The sequence below is a fragment of the Nocardiopsis oceanisediminis genome (assembly GCF_048595525.1).
GTDB lineage: Bacteria > Actinomycetota > Actinomycetes > Streptosporangiales > Streptosporangiaceae > Nocardiopsis_A > Nocardiopsis_A oceanisediminis.
The window spans coordinates 6,445,562-6,461,889 of record NZ_JAFMZJ010000001.1; the positions used below are offsets into that span (position 1 = coordinate 6,445,562).

Below are 16,328 nucleotides of genomic sequence, written 5' to 3' on the forward strand. Positions count from 1 at the left end.
ACCGGGCCCGCGCCGCATACGGCACCATTGGGTCATGGAACGCCCCATCGACCGGCTGCCCAAGGCCCATCTGCACCTGCACTTCACCGGTTCCATGCGGCACACCACCCTGGTGGAGCTCGCCGAGGAGCGCGGAGTCCACCTGCCGCAAGCCCTGGTGGACGACTGGCCGCCCCGGCTCAGCGCCGCCGACGAGCGGGGCTGGTTCCGGTTCCAGCGGCTCTACGACATCGCCCGCTCGGTGCTGCAGCGCCCCGAGGACATGTACCGGCTGCTGCGCGAGGCGGCCGAGGACGAGCGCGCCGCCGGGTCCGGCTGGCTGGAGATCCAGGTCGACCCGAGCGGCTACGCCTCCCGGTTCGACGGGCTCACCGCCACCCTTGAGCTGGTGCTGGACGCGGCGCGCGCCGCCGAGGCCGAGACCGGGGTCCGGATCGGGATCATGGTGGCGGCCAACCGCACCCGGCACCCGCTGGACGCCAAGGCGCTGGCCCGGCTGGCCAAGCAGTACGCCGGGCGGGGCGTGGTCTCCTTCGGGCTCAACAACGACGAGCGGCGCGGGCGGGCGCTGGACTTCGAGGGGGCGTTCCGGATCGCCGGGCGGGCCGGGCTGCTCTCCGCCCCGCACGGCGGCGAGCTGGCCGGGGCGCGCAGCGTCCGGGAGTGCCTGGACGAGCTGGGCGCCGACCGGGTCGGGCACGGCGTCCGCGCGGTGGACGACCCCTACCTGGTGGAGCGGATCGCCACCCAGGGCGTCACCCTGGAGGTCTGCCCGTCGTCCAACGTGAGCCTGGGCGTGGCCGGCCGCATAGAGCAGGTGCCGCTGCGCCGGCTCTTCGACGGCGGCGCCCCGATCGCGCTCGGCGCCGACGACCCGCTGCTGTTCGGGCCGCGGCTGGCCGAGCAGTACGAGATCGCCCGGACCGTGTTCGGCTTCACCGATCCGGAGCTGGCCGAGCTGGCCCGGATGTCGATCCGCGGCTCCGGCGCCCCGGAGTGGCTCCGCAAGGAGCTGCTGGCCGGGGTGGACGACTGGCTGGCCGCCGAGCCGGTGCAGCGGGCCGGCTGAGCCCGGCCGGGCCCGCCCCAGGCGATGATCTTGACGTTGCGGGGGTGTCAGAGCGCTCTGACACCCCCGCAACGTCAAGATCATCGGGGGAAGGCAGGGCGCCCCGCCTAGCCGGCCACCGCCAGCAGCCCCTGGAAGGTCATCACGGTGCCGGCCAGGAAGAACAGCACCGCCGCGCCGAGCTGCACCGCCCGCTCCGGGAGCCGCTTGCCGAGCAGCGAGCCGAGCCAGATGGCCAGTGCGTCGGCGGCGACCATGCCCACCGTGGAGCCGATCCAGATCGGCAGCCAGTGGTACTGGGTGCCGACGGTGATGGTGGCCAGCATGGTCTTGTCGCCGAGCTCGGCGACGAAGAAGACGGTGGCCACGGTGAGCAGCCCGGAGCGGATCCTGCGCGAGGCCGTGCGCTCCTCGTCCTTGTCGGTCAGCTCGTCGCCGCGGAGCGTCCACAGGCCGAAGCAGAGGAAGGCCAGGCCGGCGATGAGGGTCACCCAGTCGGTGGGGACCGCCAGGCCGAGCCCCTCGGCGATGAGCACGCTCAGCCCGTGCACCGCGACCGTGGCCAGGGTGATGCCGAGCAGGACGGTGCGCACCCGGTACCGGGTGGCCAGTGACATCGCGACGAGCTGGGTCTTGTCGCCCATCTCGGCCAGGAAGACCACCCCGGTCCCCGCCGCGAGTGCCATGAGGAATTCCACGCCTGCCGCCCCTTCGCCGTCGTCGGATCCGTCCGCCCCGCGGGCGGCGCCGGAACCGATGCGGGCCTTTTTCGGGCGCGGCGCTTCGGCCCGGCGTCTCCTGCCGGGCCGAAGGTCTCGTCCGCCCGGGACGTGCGCAGGGCCCGCCGGGCTCCTGCGGCCGGGCCGGGGGCCGGTGTGTCGACCGCAGGGATTGGGGACTACTCCCCTTCGACGGAGAAAACGGTAGCAGCGCGTTTTTTCGGAATGCAATTCATGGATACGGCGATCGTTTCGCCGAATTCCACCTAAAAATAGAGTTAGGCACACCTAATTCAAGAGATGAGAAAGGCGCCCCGCATTCGCCGCCGAGGCGAATGCGGGGCGCCTTTCCGGTGCGCCGGTCCGGGTCAGAGCGAGACGCCCACCATGACCGGTTCGTTGACCAGGGTGACACCGAACGCCGCGGCCACGCCGGAGCGCACCTCGCGGGCGAGTTCGAGCAGGTCGGCGGTGGTACCGCCGCCGGGGTTGGTCAGCGCCAGGGTGTGCTTGGTGGAGATGCGCACCGGGCCGCGGGCGTGCCCCTTGGCGAAGCCGGCCCGGTCGATGAGCCAGGCCGCCGAGGTCTTCACCCTGCCGTCGCCGGCCGGGTGGGCCGGCGGCTCGGTGTCCGGGCCGAGCCGCTCGGCGACCCGCTTGCGCAGGTCGGCGAAGTCCTCCTCGGTGAGCACCGGGTTGGTGAAGAACGAGCCGGCGCTGCGGGTGTCCGGGTCGGCCGGGTCGAGCACCATGCCCTTGCCCCGGCGCAGCTCCAGCACGGCCTCGCGGGCCCGCTCCGCCGGGACCCGCTCCCCCTGCGCCGCGCCGAGCCGGCGGGCCAGCTCGGCGTAGGCCACCGGGGCGCTCAGCCCGGACTCCTCCAGCTCGAAGACGACCTCGCAGACCACGTAGCGGCCGCGGTCGGCGCCCTCCCGCTTGAACACGCTGTCCCGGTAGGAGAAGCCGCAGTCGGCGTTGGAGAGCGCGCGGCGCTCGCCGGTGCGCCGGTCGTACACGACCACCTCGGCGATGGTCTGCGCGACCTCCTGGCCGTAGGCGCCGACGTTCTGGATCGGGGTGGAGCCGACCCGGCCGGGGATCCCGGAGAGGCACTCCACGCCGCTGAGGCCCTCGGCGACGCAGCGCGCCACGAACGGGTCCCACTCCACGCCGGCCTCGGCGCGCACCCGCACCGCCCCCGGGGCGCCGCCCGGCTCCCGGGCCGTCCCGGCCGCGGCGACCTGCACCACGGTGCCGGGGAACCCCTCGTCGGAGACGACCAGGTTGCTGCCGCCGCCCAGCACCAGCAGCGGCTCGCCGGCGGCGTCCGCCGCGGCCACCGCGGCGATCAGCTCATCGGTGCCGGCGGCGGCGGTGAACCGGGCGGCCGGGCCGCCCAGGCCCAGGGTGGTGTGGTCGGCCAGCCGGACTCCGGCGGCGGGAGCAGCGGTCATGGGGCGCCCTCCAGGGGACGTGCGGGGGACCGGACGGTCGGACTGCGTTCTCCCCGCCGCTCCCGGCCCCGCGCCCGGTCGGAGCGGCGGGGCGCCGGGGCCGGCGCGGGGAGGAGCGGGGGTTCTAGGCGAGGCGGACCAGCAGAGTGGGGCGGGCCAGCACCCGGGTCCCCGCGGCGCGCACGGTGAGCGCGACCAGGACCAGGTTGTCCTCGCGCTTCTCCTTGACCGTGCCGGAGACGGTGATCTCGGCGCCGGTGTCGTCGTCGGGGACCACCACCGGGGCGGAGAACCGGGTGCCGTACTCCACCACCGCGCCCGGGTCGCCGGCCCAGTCGGTGACCAGCCGGGCCGCCTCGGCCATGGTGAACATGCCGTGCGCGATGACCCCGGGCAGGCCGACCGCCTTGGCGGTCCGGTCGTTCCAGTGGATCGGGTTGAAGTCGCCGGAGGCCCCCGCGTAGCGGACCAGGTCCACCCGGCGCACCGGGAAGGTCCGCTCACCGATGGCGGTGCCGGCCTCGACGTCGTCGTAGCGGACGGTGGCGGTCATGCGGCGCTCCCCGCTTCCTCGGCCCCGCCCCGGACGACGAGCATGTTGACCGCGGTCACCACGTGCTCCCCGTCGAGGTCGGAGATCTCGCTCTCCAGTGTCACCAGCTCGTTGCCGGCCAGGCTCTTGATCTCGGTGATCCGGGTCACCGAGCGGACCAGGTCGCCGGCGGCCACCGGGCGGCTGTAGCGGAACCGCTGCTCCCCGTGGACCACCATGGAGAAGTCCAGACCCAGCTCGGGGTCGGTGACGGCCTGCCCGGCGCCGGCCATGCTCAGGATGATCGGGAAGGTGGGCGGGGCCACGACGTCGGGGTGGCCGGCCTTCCGGGCCGCCTCCGCGTCGGTGTAGACCGGGTTGGCATCGCCGATCGCCTCGGCGAACTCGCGGATCTTGCCGCGGGTCACCTCATAGGGCTCCGGCGACGGGTACTCCCGCCCGAGCAGCTCGCGGTTGATCGCCATGGAATCCCTTTCGAACCGTGTCCGATCCGCGCGGCCGGTTCCGCCGGCGCGGTCCGCGCATGGGTATGGCCCAGCGAGCCGGGGCTCACTGGGCCATGTGCGCTGCTTGCTCATCCGAGCGACCGCCGCGGGCGGTGCGCCGGGGACTAGCGGGTCTCGCGGTGCTCGTTGTGCCGGCGGCAGTTCGGGCAGTACTTCTGCAGCGAGAGACGGTCGGGGTTGTTCCGACGGTTCTTGCGCGTGATGTAGTTGCGGTGCTTGCACTCCTGGCAGGCCAGGGTGATCTTCGGCCTCACGTCAGTGGCAGCCACGTGGAGTGCCTTTCTGCTGGTGACGAACACTGAAAAAGACCCGCGTTGACCCCTGTCATCGCAGGGCAGGGGTCGCGCAGGTAGTAGCGGAGGCCGGACTTGAACCGACGACACAGCGATTATGAGCCGCTTGCTCTACCGACTGAGCTACTCCGCCGCGACGGTCCTCTTCGGAGCCGACGTATCCTTCTCCAGGATACCGCCCCGGGACCTGGGCACCGATTCTACCGGCACCCGGCCACCTGGTGGGTCGGGAACCTCATCAAGTGGTGGAGCCCCTTTACGGAATCGAACCGTAGACCTTCTCCTTACCATGGAGACGCTCTGCCGACTGAGCTAAAGGGGCACGCTCCTGCGGCTTCCCCCCTTCCGGGGTTCCGCCCTTCGCGTTGGTCATGACTATACAGGTCTTCGGGGGTGGTCTGCCAAATCGGAAACCCGCTCCCGCCCGTCACCCGCCACCCCCCTCAACGGAGACCCTCCGGGACCGGCACCTTCACCACGCCCGCCGGCGCCCTCCGCCCCGCTCAGGCGTCCTCTCCGCGGACGGCGGCGGCCGTCCGGGCCCCGGCTCCTCCCGCCGCGACCGGGCGGCCCTCCGGCCCGCTCAGGCCGCCGGGTCGGCGACCCGGACGTTGGACGACGCGTCCCGCTCGATGCCCCGCACGTCGGCCGGGAGGCCCAGCCGGTGCAGCGCCTCGGGCAGCCGGGTGTCGTGCGTGAACACGATGATCTGGCGGTGCGCGCCGACCTCGGCCAGCACCCCGGCCAGCCCTTCGACCGTCTCGGTGTCCATCGCCTGGACCGGGTCGTCCAGCACCAGGAACCCGAACGGGTTCCCGGCCGCCAGGGTGCGCGGCAGGCAGATGGAGAGCGCCAGGGCCTGGAACTCGCCCTGGCTGAGCAGCCCCGGGGCGTTCTGCTCCGCCTCGGCGCCGTCCACCGCCACGTCCACCTCGACCCGGCGCCGGGCGCCGCGCCCCACCAGCCGGAGCGACTCCAGGTCGATGTGGCGCTCCTGGCGGAGCCGGTGCCAGACGTGCTCGGTCTGCGCGGCCAGCGGGCCGAGCCGCTCGTCCCGCACCTCCTTGGCGAAGCCGGAGAACCACTCCAGCGCCTGCTCCGCGGCGCCCAGCCGCTCCCGGGCGGCCACCGCGGCGTGCGCGTCCTCCACCCAGGCGCCGAGCATCTCGGCCAGCCCGCCCCAGCCGTCGTCCGGGGCGTCCAGCCGCCGGCCCGCCTCCTTGCGGGCGGCGAGCGCGGCCGAGCGCAGCCGCCGGCCGACGCCTTCGATGTGCTCGGCCAGCTGCACCGGGTCGGTGATCTCCGCCCCGGACTCCCACTCGGCCCAGATCCGGCCCAGCTCGCTCTCCTCCGGCAGCCAGGAGGGCTTGGGGGCCATCAGGAAGCGGGCCTGGTCCCGGGCGTCCTCGACCCGCCGGTAGGCCGCCGAGGCGCTCTCCGCCACCGGTTCCAGCCGGGCGATCTCGGCCCGCGCCCGGCGCGACCAGTCCCCGCCCAGGGCGCCGCCGGTGCCGCAGGCCGGGCAGTCGGTCTCGGCCGGGTGCCGCTCGTGGTGCTCCAGCGCCTGGCGGAGCAGGAGCACGGTGCCGCGGGCCCGGTCGCCCTTGCTCCCGGCTGCCATCGCCAGCTCCATGGCGGCGCCGCGCAGCTCGTTGACCACATCGGTGATCAGGGCCCGCTCCGGGACCGCGAGCCGGCGCAGCCGGCGCAGCACCCGCTCGGCGGCCGGATCCGCGGGCCCGTCGTCCGCGGCGACCTCGGCCAGCCGGCCCAGGTCGAGGTCGCCGGAGCCGAGGACCTCCAGGGCCCGGGCGGCCCGGTGGTCGCTGGACTCGCGCAGCCGGGCGACGAGGTGGTCCAGGTCGTTGCGGGGGCGGTCGCGCAGCTTGGCCAGCCGGGCGCAGGCCCTGGCCAGGGCCCGCTCGGCGTCGGCCACCCCGGTCAGGCCGAGCAGGGTGGTGATGGTGTCGTAGAGCTCGGCGGCGCGGCCGTTCACCGCCCGGCCGAGTTCGTCGTAGGAGAGGAACGGCCGGTAGCGCTCCAGGTCCGGGCCCCAGCCCAGGGAGCGCAGCGGGCCGTCGGTGCCGTCCGGCGCGATGACCCGGCCGCGGGCGGAGCGGACGCTGTCGCCGGCCCAGTACCGGGTCACCCGGGTCGGGGCGGGGTCGCCCGCGTGCACGATGTCCACGCTGACCTCGGTGCGCTCGGTGTAGTGCAGGTTGCGCCACCCGTCGCGCCAGCCGGCGGGCAGCGCGTCCCAGCGCATGTTGCGCCCGGTCAGCGCGGCCTCGGCGGCCTCGGCGAAGCTGGACTTGCCCGAGCCGTTCCGGCCCACCACCACGGTCAGCCCCGGCCCCGGGCGCAGCCGCAGCTCGGCCGGGCGGCCGATGCCGCGGAAGCCCTGCACCTCGATCCGGGAGAGGTAGCCCTGGCGGCCGGGGTCGCGGTGCGCGGGACGCTCCTCGGCGCCGCGCAGCAGCGACGCCGGGTCGGGGGCGGGCTCGCCGCGGCGCAGCCCTTCCAGCGCCTCCTCGCCGTGCAGGGAGGCCACCACCCACTGGCGCGCCTCTCCGTCGAGCGGTGAGCGGGCCAGGCGGCCCAGCACGGTCCGGACGGTCCAGTCCGGGCCGGAGCCGCCCTCCTCTCCGGGGTCCCCGGCGATCGCCTCTGCCGTCGTCACGGTCGTCACCACACCCGCCTCATCAGTCGCCGCAGAGTTAGCAGATTAGGACAGCCCCGAAGAAAGCGGCACCTCCCCCGTCACACTCCGAGCAGGCGCCTGCGCGCCCCGTCCCAGCTGAAGTGCAGGGTGGCGATGCCGGGAACGGCCGGATCCCGCAGGCACTCGTAGATGTGCAGCCCCGGCACCGAGGCGAAGCAGCCCCACACCCGCTCGGAGGTGAGCACGAAGTCCAGGTCGAGCTGGACCAGCAGGCCCAGCAGCCGGCCGTGGGTGGGCTCGTCGACCTTGGCGAAGGCGTCGTCCAGCAGGATGAGCCGGGGCGCGGCCGGCGCGTTGGCCTGCACCGCGTCGAACTGGGCCGCCGCCGCGGCGAACAGCACCAGGTAGGCGACGACCCGCTGCTCGCCCTGGCTGAGGCCGGTGCGGTGGCTGAGCCTGCGCTCCCGCTCCGGGCGGGCCGCGTCGGTGATGTGCACGGTGAACGCGAACCAGGAGCGGTAGTCCAGCGCCGCGCGGAGCTGGGCGCCCCCGGTGGCGGTCGGGTCGAGCCGGCGGATCGCCTCGATGCAGCGGCGCAGCGCGTCGCGGAGCCGGGTGGTCTCCAGCCGGGTGCGCCGCTCCGCGGGCCGGGCGAGCAGCGGCACCACCGCGCGCACGTCCTCGTCGGCGTCGGGCGCCAGCCCCCACTCGATGCGCACCCCCAGCCCCTGGGAGGTGGTGACGTCGCCGAGCACCTCGTTCATGGTGGCGATGAGCGCGCGGGCCTCGTCGATCTGGCGGGCCAGGTGCCCGGCGAGCTCGCCGAGGAGGTGCCGCTCGTAGGCCTCCTCCTCGCGGAGCAGGGCCGCCTCCTCGGCGTCGGCCTCCGCCTCCGCCAGCCGGGCGGCGTAGGCGGTGACGTCGTGCGCGCCGGCGTCGTCGTGCACGGTGACCCGCTTGACCCCGGCGTGCTCGGTGAGCTCGGTGCGGGCCCCGACCGAGGAGCCTCCGGCCAGCAGCCGGTGCAGCGCCTCCCGGCGGCGCAGGATGCCGCTGTCGTCGACCTCCTCCTCGGGGGCCTCCGCGGCGCCCAGGCCGTCCTGGACCGCGGCGGTCAGCTCCTCCAGGGCGGCCAGCCGCTCGCCCTCCTCGGCGGCGTCCGCGGCGACCAGCCGGTCCAGCGGCTCCGCGGCGCCCTCCAGCCCGGCGGCGGCCAGCAGGTCCGGGTCGGGCGCCGCGTCGGCGCCGGTGAGCGCCGCGCGCAGCGCGGCGCCGGCCGCCAGCGCCCGGCGGGCCTGCTCGGCCCGCTCCGCGGCGGCCGACCCCAGCCGGGTCTCGGCGGCGACCCGCTCGTCGCGCGCCCGCTGCGCGGAGCGCTCCAGGTCGGGGACGCGGTCGGCGGCGGCCTCCATCCGCTCCCGGACCTCGGCGACGGCGGCGCCGATCCGGTCCGGGTCGGCGGCGCGCGCCCGGTCGGTGAGCTCGATGTCGCGGCGGACGGTGATCATGTCGCCGATGGCCGCGGTGCGGGCGTCCTCGGCGACCACCCGGTCGCCGCGGGCCTGCCGCCACTGCTCGGTGCCGTCGTGCGCCCGGTCCAGCAGGGCGGCCAGCGCCTGCAGGTCGCGCAGGGCGGCGGCGAGCCGGACCCGCAGGCCGTCCAGTGCGGCGGCGGTGGCGTCCAGCTCGGCGGCCTCGGCGGGCAGGGCGGCCCGCTCCGCCTCGGTCCGCACCGAGCGGCGCAGGGCCAGGGCCCGGGTGCGGGCCTCCTCGGCGGCGCGGGCGGCGGTGCGCTGCTCGGCCTCGGTGCCGGCCAGCCAGCCGCGGGCGTCCTCCAGTGCGGCCCAGGCGGCCGCGAGCCCGCCGGGGCCGGGCAGGCCCCTGGAGATCCCGACCAGTTCGTCCTGGGCGCGCTCGGCGTCGCCGCGGCGCTCCCCGGCCTCGGCGAGCAGCGCCTCGGCGATGTCGATCCGGCGTTTCACGTTGGCCAGCGACCGGTCCCGGGCGGTGTCGCGGGCGGCGGTGCCGATGTGCTCGACGGCGGTCTTGCGGTGCGCGCCGGAGAGGGCGCCCAGCCGCCAGCGGCCGTCCAGGGCGACCGCGCACGCGGGGCCGGCCTGCTCGCCGTCGCGGCGGCGGCGGTGCCTCGGCTCGGCCCCCGGGCCGCCGTCCGCGGGCAGCAGGGCGACGCCGGCCAGCAGGGCCTCCACCCGGTCCCGGCCGATCCCGGCGCGGTCCTCCTCGGCGCCGTCGGGGAGCGGGGCGAGCACGTCGAGCAGCGAGGGGCCGGGGGCGGGCCGGCCCGGGGAGAGCACGATGTCGGAGGTGTCGGCGGAGAGCGCGCTGCCGTCCGCGGCGACCCAGGCGTTGAGCAGGCCGGAGGCCTCCAGGGCGCCCTCCAGCCCGGCCTGCTCGGCGGCGCTGAGGCCGTCCGCGAAGTCGACCAGGGCGTACAGCGGGGCGCCGGCGCCGCGGTCGCGCACCGCGGCGGCCCAGGGCGGGGCGGGCGGGGCCGGGTCGGCCGCGCCGCCGGCCTTGCGCTCGGAGAGCTCGTCGAGCTCGGTGACCAGCTCGCGCTCTTCGCCGAGCGCGGTGTCCCGGCGGGACCGGAGTTCGCGCAGCAGCGGGTCGACCGCGGCGTGCGCCGCCTCGGCCACCCGGTCCGGAACGTCCGGGCCGAGCAGCCCGAGCGCATCGTCGTGCGGCGGCTCGACCAGCTGCTCCAGGGCGGCGGCCGCGGTGTCCAGGTCCGCGTCGGGGGCGGCTTCGCGCAGGTCGGAGAGCCAGGTGCGGACCCGGGCGGCGTAGGAGGCGCCGGCGGCGCGCACCGCCTCCACCGCGGTGCGCTCCCGGGTGCGGGCGCGCTCCAGCGCGGCGTCGGCGGACTCCGCCTCGCCGCGCAGCGCGGCCTCCCGCTCCTCGGCCCCGGCGCACTCGGCCGCGGCGGTGCGCAGCCGCTCGGCCAGTTCGGCGCGCTCCGCGGCGGCCTCGTCCGCGCGGCTGAGCCGGTCGTGCAGGTCGGCGAGGCCGTCGCGGAGCGCGTCCAGGTCGACGCCCGGGACCGGGTCGCGCTCCACGGCCCGCTCCAGGCCCTCGAAGTCGACGTGGGTGACGCTCTCCCGGGGCGCGAGCACGGTGCGCACCGGCTGCGGGACGGTGCCGAGCGGTTCGGGGTCGATCCCGGCGGCCCGGGCGGCCTCGGCGGCCTCGGCGTGCAGCGCGCGCAGCGCGGCGATCGCGTCGTCCACCGCGGCCAGGCCGCCGGCCAGGGTCTCCTTGGCCCGCTCTTCGGCGGTGAGCGCGTACCCGGCGGCGGTCCAGGCGGCCTCCGCGGCGCGGATGTAGGCGGTCACCGCGGCGTAGCGGGCCTGCAGCTCGTGGTCGGTGGCGGTGGGGGCGGCCTCGCCGGCGGCGGTCAGCGTCGCGGCGTCGGAGCCGGCGGTGTCCCGGGTGCGCCGGGCCCGGTCGCGCTCCTCCTGGACCGCGCTCTCCTCGGTGACCAGCCGGTCGAGCTCCTCTTCGAGGCGCTCGGCCTCTGCGGCGCGGCGGCCGTGCTCGTCCAGCCGGGTGCGGACCTCGGCGGCCCGGTCGCCGAGCACCCGGTGCAGGTAGCCCCGGTAGCCGGTGAGGAACTCCTCGACGTGGCCGCGGGCGCCGCGGAGCGCCTCCAGCCGGCCCCGGGCCTCCTCCAGGTCGGCGACGTTCCGGGCGACCTGGTCCAGCACCGACTCGTCCATCGGCGGCAGCGCCTCGGCGAGCACCGAGACCAGTTCGCCGGCCTCCAGCCGCTCGCCGATGGTCGGGCGGCGCAGCCGGTACAGCAGGTGCACCAGGTTGCGGTAGCGGACCGGGTCGTCCAGGCCGAACAGGTCGCGCATGACCCGGGTCCGGTAGGGGCCCGCGGTGTCGTAGCAGTTCTCGGCGCCGACCTCGGCGCGGAGCCGCTCGACCGGCATCGGCCGGCCGTCGCGGACCAGCTCCAGGTCGGTGCCGACGCGGCGCTCGGTGACGAAGTGGGTGCAGCGCACGTCCCGGCCGGGGGCGGCGGTGACCGCGGCGCCCAGGGTGACCGCCGGGGCGTCCTCGCCGTCCTGGGCGAACTCCACCCAGAGGTAGCCGATCCGGACCGCCTCGTCCGGCCCCTCCCCGGGGGCGGGGTCCTCTCCGTCCGGGGCCTCGGCGGCACCGTCCGGGCGGGCGGGGGCGGCGGCCCGGCCGTCGGCCATCAGCCAGCGGAAGCCGGTGCGCCCGGTGCCGGTGGTGTCCAGCCGCCGGGCGTCCCCGTCGAGCAGGAACGGCAGCAGCATCTCCAGCGCCTTGGACTTGCCGGCGCCGTTGCGGCCGCGCAGCAGCAGCCGCCCGTCGGCGAAGTCGAAGACCTGGTCGTCGTAGTGCCAGATGTTGTGGATCCCGGCGCGGTGCAACCGGTTTCGGTTGCGTCGCTCGACCGGTTCCGGTCGCTCTTCCCCGGAGTCCGGGGCGGTGGCCTCGCCGGTCCGGTCCCCGGCGGACTCCGCCGGGGCGTCCGGAGACGCGGCCGGAGCGTCGGCGCGCAGGCTCGGCTGCGCGCCGGTGGCCGTCCCCGCGGCGGAACCGGGCGGGTCGGCGCCGAGGGCCCGCTGCGGACCGGTGGACCCTTCGGCGGCGGGCTCTCCCGAATCGGCCTCAGCGGCCTCCGCAGGCTCACCGCCCTGGTCGGCGACGGGCGGCACCGGACGGCCGTCCTCCCGCCCCTGCACCGCACCGGCACCGGCGGAACCGAGCAGATCCGCGCCGAGAACCCGCTGCGGACCCGTGGATCCTTCGGCGGCGGGCTCTCCCGGAGCGGCCTCGGCGGCCTGGCCGTCCTCCGGACCCTGCACACCGAGCAGATCGGCGCCGAAGGCGCGCTGCGGGCCGGTGGCCCCTTCGGCGGCGGGCTCTCCCGAATCGGCCTCAGCGGCCTCAGCGGCCTCCACAGGCTCACCGCCCTGGTCGGCGACGGGCGGCACCGGGCGGCCGTCCTCCCGCCCCTGCACCGCACCGGCACCGGCGGAACCGAGCAGATCCGCGCCGAGAACCCGCTGCGGGCCCGTGGGCCGCTCGGCCTCCGGCCCGGCGCTGCGGGCCTCGGCCCGCGCGCCGCCCTGCTCCTCCGAGCGCTCCTCCGACGACGGCGCGGACCGGCCGCCGGGCACGCCCTCCCCGTCGGCGGGCGCGCCGAGCAGGTCGGCGCCGAGGGCCCGCTGCGGGCCGGTGGGCCGCTCGGCCGCGGGACCGGCGGAGGCCGCCCGCGCGGAGTCGGCGCCCTGCTCCGGGGCCTGCGCCTCGGGGCCCGCCGCGCTTCCGGCGGAGCCGAGCAGGTCCGCGCCGGGGCCGGGCTGCGGGCCGGTGGCCGGGGAGCGGGGGGCGAGCGGCTGCTGCGGACCGGTCAGGGCCGAGGGGAGCGCCCAGTCCTTTCCGGCGGCCGCCCCGGCGGAGCCGGCGCCGGGCTCCGGACGGGAGGCGGCCGGTTCCCCGCCCGCGGCTTCCGGGGCCTCCGCGGGCTCCGCCGCCCCGGGGGCTCCCCCGTCCGCGGCGCGCTCCCCGGCGGGCCGCTCCGGATCCCCGCCGTCCCGCTCCTCCGCGGCCTCGGGACCGGCCGGGTCCTCGCCGCCGGGCGCGTCCTGCGCATCGCCGACGACCGGGATGGGCGCGGTGACCTGCTCGTCGCCGACGGCCCCGGGCTCGGCGGGGGCGTCCCAGGGCCGGGGGCGGCCGGTCGGGATCGGGCGGGAGGCCAGCGGGCGGCCGGGCGGAACCGTCGGCGTGCGGGCCTCGGTCTGCCGGGTCGTGCTCGCGTCGCTCATCGACCGCCCTCCGGTTCTCTCGGTGCCGCTCGGATCGCCTTCCCGGGTGAGATTCAGGCGATCTGCGTCATTCTCCCGGATCCCCGGAGTGCGCCGGGCGCCCCCGGCCGACGTGCGCTCCTCGCGGAACGGATCCATCTCACACCCCGTCCCGGGTCTCCGCGGGCGCGAACCGGGCGGCGGCCGCCCGCAGCGCCCACCCTCCCCCGGCCCCCGCGCCGTCCGCCGCGCCGCGGTCGCGGACCAGGCCGGCCGCGGCGAGCAGTTCCAGCGCCCGCCGGCCGAGCGCGTCCTCGTCCGGCAGGTACTCGGCGGCGCCGAGCTCCCAGCGGCGGCGGTGCGCGGAGTCCGCGCCGACCACCGCCTCCAGCTCCTCGGCCAGCACCTCCGGGGGCACGGGGGCCTCGTGGGCGGGGGTGTTCTCCGGGCGGATCCGCGCGGCCAGCCTGCGGACGAGCAGCAGCGCCGCCTCGGCGGCCGGGCCGGCGGCCGGCAGCAGCGGGCCCGGCACCTCCCCGGCGCCGTCCGCCTCGTCCGGCAGGATCACCGCCATGCCCTCGGCGCGGACCTCCGCCTCGGAGCCGAGCAGGTCGGCCAGTTCCGCGGCGGCCCGCCACTGGTGCCGGGCCAGCCGCCCGCGCTGCCGCTCCGGCAGGTCCTCCCGGTAGACCACCGCCTCCTCGGCGAGCAGCCTGCGCAGCGCCACCTCGCCCGCGGCGTCGCCGTCGAAGTCGTCCGGCGCGGCGTCCCGGACGAAGGAGTCCGGGTCGGCGGCGGCGTGCGGCGGGTGGGCCACCGCGAGGGCGGCGAGTTCGCGGTCGACCATGAGCCGGACCTCCTCCCCCTCCCCCGCGGCGTACTCCGCCAAGGTGCCCTTGCTCTCCGCCAGCACGCCCCAGTCGGCGAGCAGGCGCAGCGCGGAGGCGAACGCGCGGCGCTCCGCGGCCCGCCCGGCCGGGTCCGCGCGCAGGCCGGCCTCGCGGGCGGCGTCCCGCACGCCGGCGGCCAGCCCGTCCAGCGGGACCTCCTCGTCCCCGCCCTCGGCCAGGACGGCCAGAACGAGCGCCAGGTAGGCGTAGCCGCGCGGGGTGAACGGGGCGCCGCTGGCCCGCCGGGCGGGCCCGGTGCCGCGGACCCGCCCGGCCTTGGCCAGCCGGGCGTACTCGGCGCCGACGGTCAGCTCGTAGCCGAGCACCCGGCGGAAGCGCTGGGTGAGCCAGTCGGAGTGCGCGCGGATCAGCGCGAACGCCTCGGGGTCGGTGCGGGCGGTGACGAACGGGGTGGCCAGCAGCCTGCGGGCGGCGGCCCGGCGCTCCCCGATCAGCGCCACGTCGTCGATCAGCACGGGCGGTCCTCCTCGCCGGCTCCGTCGGCCTCCGGTTCGGGCAGCGGCCCCTGCTCGGCGTGGTCGGTCACCCGCAGCCACACGTCGGCGAGGTCGAGGCCGCCGCCGGGGGAGGCGATCGCGATCCTGGTGCCGGGGGCGGAGCCCACGTGCAGCCGGACGCCGAGCTCCAGGTCGCCGGCGGTCACCTGGCGGGCCTCCGGGGAGCCGGAGCCCAGGGCGGCGGTGAGCAGCTCCATCAGCACGTCCAGCGCGGGGGTGGACAGCTCCAGCCGCTCCGCGCCGCCGGCCAGGGCGGTGCGCACCTCGGCCGCGGCCGAGCGGCGCCAGTGCGCCCGGGCCTCGGCCGCGTCGCGCAGCCTGGCCCGCTGGTCCGCGTGGTCCGGGACCGGGGCGGTGGGCAGCGGGCCGTCCGCGGGGGCCGCGGCCACGTGCGCGGGGGGCGAGTTCCACCAGCTCGCCGCGGCGGGGGCGGCCTCGTCCCCGGCGCCGCCGAGGAAGCGCGCCGGGTAGGCCGCGAAGGCGGCGGCGTAGACGTCGTGCGCGGCCGGCGCGTCGGCCTGGTCGAACCATCGGGCGAGGCGCAGCAGGGCCGCCCGGCCGCGCCGGTGCGCTCCCTGTCCGCCCGCGTCTTCAACTGCTGAGTCACCCACAACCCAGCAGACTAGAGACCCCTGGCCACCGCCGGGCCCGGATCGGCCGGTCCGACCGGCCCGGCATGCCCGAAATCACGGTCGTGAACTGGACCTTCCACGGTCCGTATCGGGGCGGTTTTTCTCCCGGCGGCCCCTCCCCGGGGGCGTCCTGCCGGGCGGCTCAGGGGCGGACCAGCATCCCCTGGTCGGCCTCCTCCATCGCGGTGCGGTCCGCCTTGCTGAGGCCCTCCGCCTCGGTCACCCGGTAGGTGGTGAAGTAGAGCGTCCCGCCGACGTTCTCCGGGTCGCCGAGCTCGACGGTGGCGGGGTAGGGGTCGTCCTGGCATTCCGGTAGGCACCAGGTGCCGGAGAGCCCCCCGCGGCCGACCGCGGAGTCGGTGCCCCACTCCTGCCACTCCAGGCCGGTGAAGGAGGTGAACTCCGAGGCGACCAGGTCCTCCGGCCGCTGCTGGGGCCGGCCCTGCTCGTCGCCGTGCGTGTTGAACACGTAGGCCCCCTCCCCGGTGCGCGCCTCCTCCTCCGCCGCGGCCCGGTCCTCTTCGGTCCTTCCTTCTCCGGCCCGCTCCTCCGCGCCGTCCTGCCGGTCGGTGCCCTCGGCGGGCGGCGGTGAGGACTCGGGGCCCGACGGGGCCGGGGCGGGGTCGGGCGAGCCTTGCGCGGAGCCTCCGGCCCCCGCCGAGCACCCGGCCGCCAGAACGGCGACGCACGCCGCTCCCAGGACCGCCGCCTGCGCAGTGCCTCCGGACATGGTCGCCTCCTCTCCGCGCGGCCGCCCCCCGGCGGACCGGCAGGGGGATCGTTCCCGCCATCGGCCCTGCTCAAGCAGGGCGTTCGGCGGCCGCGACCGGGGGAAAGCGCAGGTCCCCGGCGCGCACGCGGCGCGCCGGGGACCTGTTCGAGCGGTGCGTCCCGGTCCGGGCGGCGTCGTTCCGGCGGAGGCCTCCGCGCCCGGACCGCCGACCGGTGGCGGTCGGTCAGTAGCCGCCGTGCCCGTCGTCCTCGACGTTGGTCTGGACCGGGCCGTTGGTGCAGTCACCGGTGGTCTTCGGCGACAGGACCGGCACGTTGGCACCGAGCACCGCGACGTCGGCGTTGCAGACCTGGACCGGCAGGACCTGCAGGTTCTGGTTGAACTGCTGGTCGCTGCTGTCACCACTCGCCTGGGCGGGGCCCGCCATCAGGACGGAGCCCAGCGCGGCACCGGCGACCAGGCCGGCGACGGCGAACTTGCGCAGCATTCCCG

General features: G+C 77.0%; 12 protein-coding genes and 2 tRNA genes. 1 reads left to right on the top strand and 13 read right to left on the bottom strand.

Features of this window, described 5'->3' with window-relative positions; translation table 11 throughout:
* Positions 1-34: 34 nt before the first annotated feature.
* Positions 35-1,069 (top strand): adenosine deaminase, encoded by a 1,035-nt coding sequence (locus J0910_RS28110; RefSeq protein ID WP_420161526.1) that lies wholly within the window; start codon positions 35-37, stop codon positions 1,067-1,069.
* Positions 1,070-1,176: 107 nt separating this feature from the next.
* Here the strand turns inward: J0910_RS28110 and J0910_RS28115 are convergent, their stop codons facing one another.
* The 13 genes from J0910_RS28115 to J0910_RS28175 all read right to left on the bottom strand — a co-directional run bounded on the left by J0910_RS28115 (position 1,177) and on the right by J0910_RS28175 (position 16,323).
* Positions 1,177-1,755 (bottom strand): TMEM165/GDT1 family protein, encoded by a 579-nt coding sequence (locus J0910_RS28115; RefSeq protein ID WP_420162113.1) that lies wholly within the window; start codon positions 1,753-1,755, stop codon positions 1,177-1,179.
* A gap of 401 nt (positions 1,756-2,156) precedes the next feature.
* Positions 2,157-3,242 (bottom strand): UDP-N-acetylmuramate dehydrogenase, encoded by a 1,086-nt coding sequence (locus tag J0910_RS28120; RefSeq protein WP_420161527.1) that lies wholly within the window; start codon positions 3,240-3,242, stop codon positions 2,157-2,159.
* A 124-nt stretch (positions 3,243-3,366) separates the two neighbouring features.
* Complete coding sequence (locus J0910_RS28125; RefSeq protein ID WP_420161528.1) at positions 3,367-3,795, bottom strand: MaoC family dehydratase; 429 nt, start codon at positions 3,793-3,795, stop codon at positions 3,367-3,369.
* Positions 3,792-4,259, bottom strand: coding sequence for a MaoC family dehydratase N-terminal domain-containing protein (locus J0910_RS28130; protein ID WP_420161529.1), 468 nt, complete (start codon positions 4,257-4,259; stop codon positions 3,792-3,794). The genes J0910_RS28125 and J0910_RS28130 overlap by 4 nt, the downstream gene beginning before the upstream one ends.
* 146 nt (positions 4,260-4,405) lie before the next feature.
* Complete coding sequence (gene rpmG / locus J0910_RS28135) at positions 4,406-4,570, bottom strand: 50S ribosomal protein L33 (RefSeq protein WP_081620547.1); 165 nt, start codon at positions 4,568-4,570, stop codon at positions 4,406-4,408.
* Positions 4,571-4,654: 84 nt separating this feature from the next.
* A tRNA-Met gene (locus tag J0910_RS28140) sits at positions 4,655-4,727 on the bottom strand.
* 113 nt (positions 4,728-4,840) lie between these two features.
* A tRNA-Thr gene (locus J0910_RS28145) sits at positions 4,841-4,916 on the bottom strand.
* A 261-nt stretch (positions 4,917-5,177) separates the two neighbouring features.
* The gene (locus J0910_RS28150; protein ID WP_420161530.1) at positions 5,178-7,286 is read right to left on the bottom strand and encodes an AAA family ATPase; all 2,109 of its coding nucleotides are present in this window, start codon (positions 7,284-7,286) and stop codon (positions 5,178-5,180) included.
* A 68-nt stretch (positions 7,287-7,354) separates the two neighbouring features.
* A complete protein-coding gene (locus J0910_RS28155) occupies positions 7,355-13,084 on the bottom strand; it encodes a TIGR02680 family protein (RefSeq protein ID WP_420161531.1) in 5,730 nt (1,909 codons plus the stop codon).
* A 139-nt stretch (positions 13,085-13,223) separates the two neighbouring features.
* Positions 13,224-14,429: a DUF2398 family protein gene (locus J0910_RS28160; protein WP_420161532.1), complete on the bottom strand. Its 1,206-nt coding sequence runs from the start codon at positions 14,427-14,429 to the stop codon at positions 13,224-13,226.
* Entirely contained in the window at positions 14,423-15,082 is a 660-nt protein-coding gene (locus tag J0910_RS28165; protein ID WP_420161533.1) for a DUF2397 family protein, read from the bottom strand. The genes J0910_RS28160 and J0910_RS28165 overlap by 7 nt, the downstream gene beginning before the upstream one ends.
* Before the next feature lie 163 nt (positions 15,083-15,245).
* Positions 15,246-15,833 (bottom strand): hypothetical protein, encoded by a 588-nt coding sequence (locus J0910_RS28170; protein WP_420161534.1) that lies wholly within the window; start codon positions 15,831-15,833, stop codon positions 15,246-15,248.
* Between the two features lie 226 nt (positions 15,834-16,059).
* Complete coding sequence (locus J0910_RS28175) at positions 16,060-16,323, bottom strand: hypothetical protein (RefSeq protein ID WP_420161535.1); 264 nt, start codon at positions 16,321-16,323, stop codon at positions 16,060-16,062.
* Between the last annotated feature and the right edge of the window lie 5 nt (positions 16,324-16,328).

Excerpts from the sequence above, each read along its gene's own strand:
- J0910_RS28115 (WP_420162113.1), bottom strand. The coding sequence starts at position 1,755 with ATGGCACTCGCGGCGGGGACCGGGGTGGTCTTCCTGGCCGAGATGGGC.
- J0910_RS28125 (WP_420161528.1), bottom strand. The coding sequence starts at position 3,795 with ATGACCGCCACCGTCCGCTACGACGACGTCGAGGCCGGCACCGCCATC.
- J0910_RS28110 (WP_420161526.1), top strand. The coding sequence starts at position 35 with ATGGAACGCCCCATCGACCGGCTGCCCAAGGCCCATCTGCACCTGCAC.
- J0910_RS28170 (WP_420161534.1), bottom strand. The coding sequence starts at position 15,833 with ATGTCCGGAGGCACTGCGCAGGCGGCGGTCCTGGGAGCGGCGTGCGTC.
- J0910_RS28130 (WP_420161529.1), bottom strand. The coding sequence starts at position 4,259 with ATGGCGATCAACCGCGAGCTGCTCGGGCGGGAGTACCCGTCGCCGGAG.
- J0910_RS28155 (WP_420161531.1), bottom strand. The coding sequence starts at position 13,084 with ATGAGCGACGCGAGCACGACCCGGCAGACCGAGGCCCGCACGCCGACG.
- J0910_RS28175 (WP_420161535.1), bottom strand. The coding sequence starts at position 16,323 with ATGCTGCGCAAGTTCGCCGTCGCCGGCCTGGTCGCCGGTGCCGCGCTG.
- J0910_RS28120 (WP_420161527.1), bottom strand. The coding sequence starts at position 3,242 with ATGACCGCTGCTCCCGCCGCCGGAGTCCGGCTGGCCGACCACACCACC.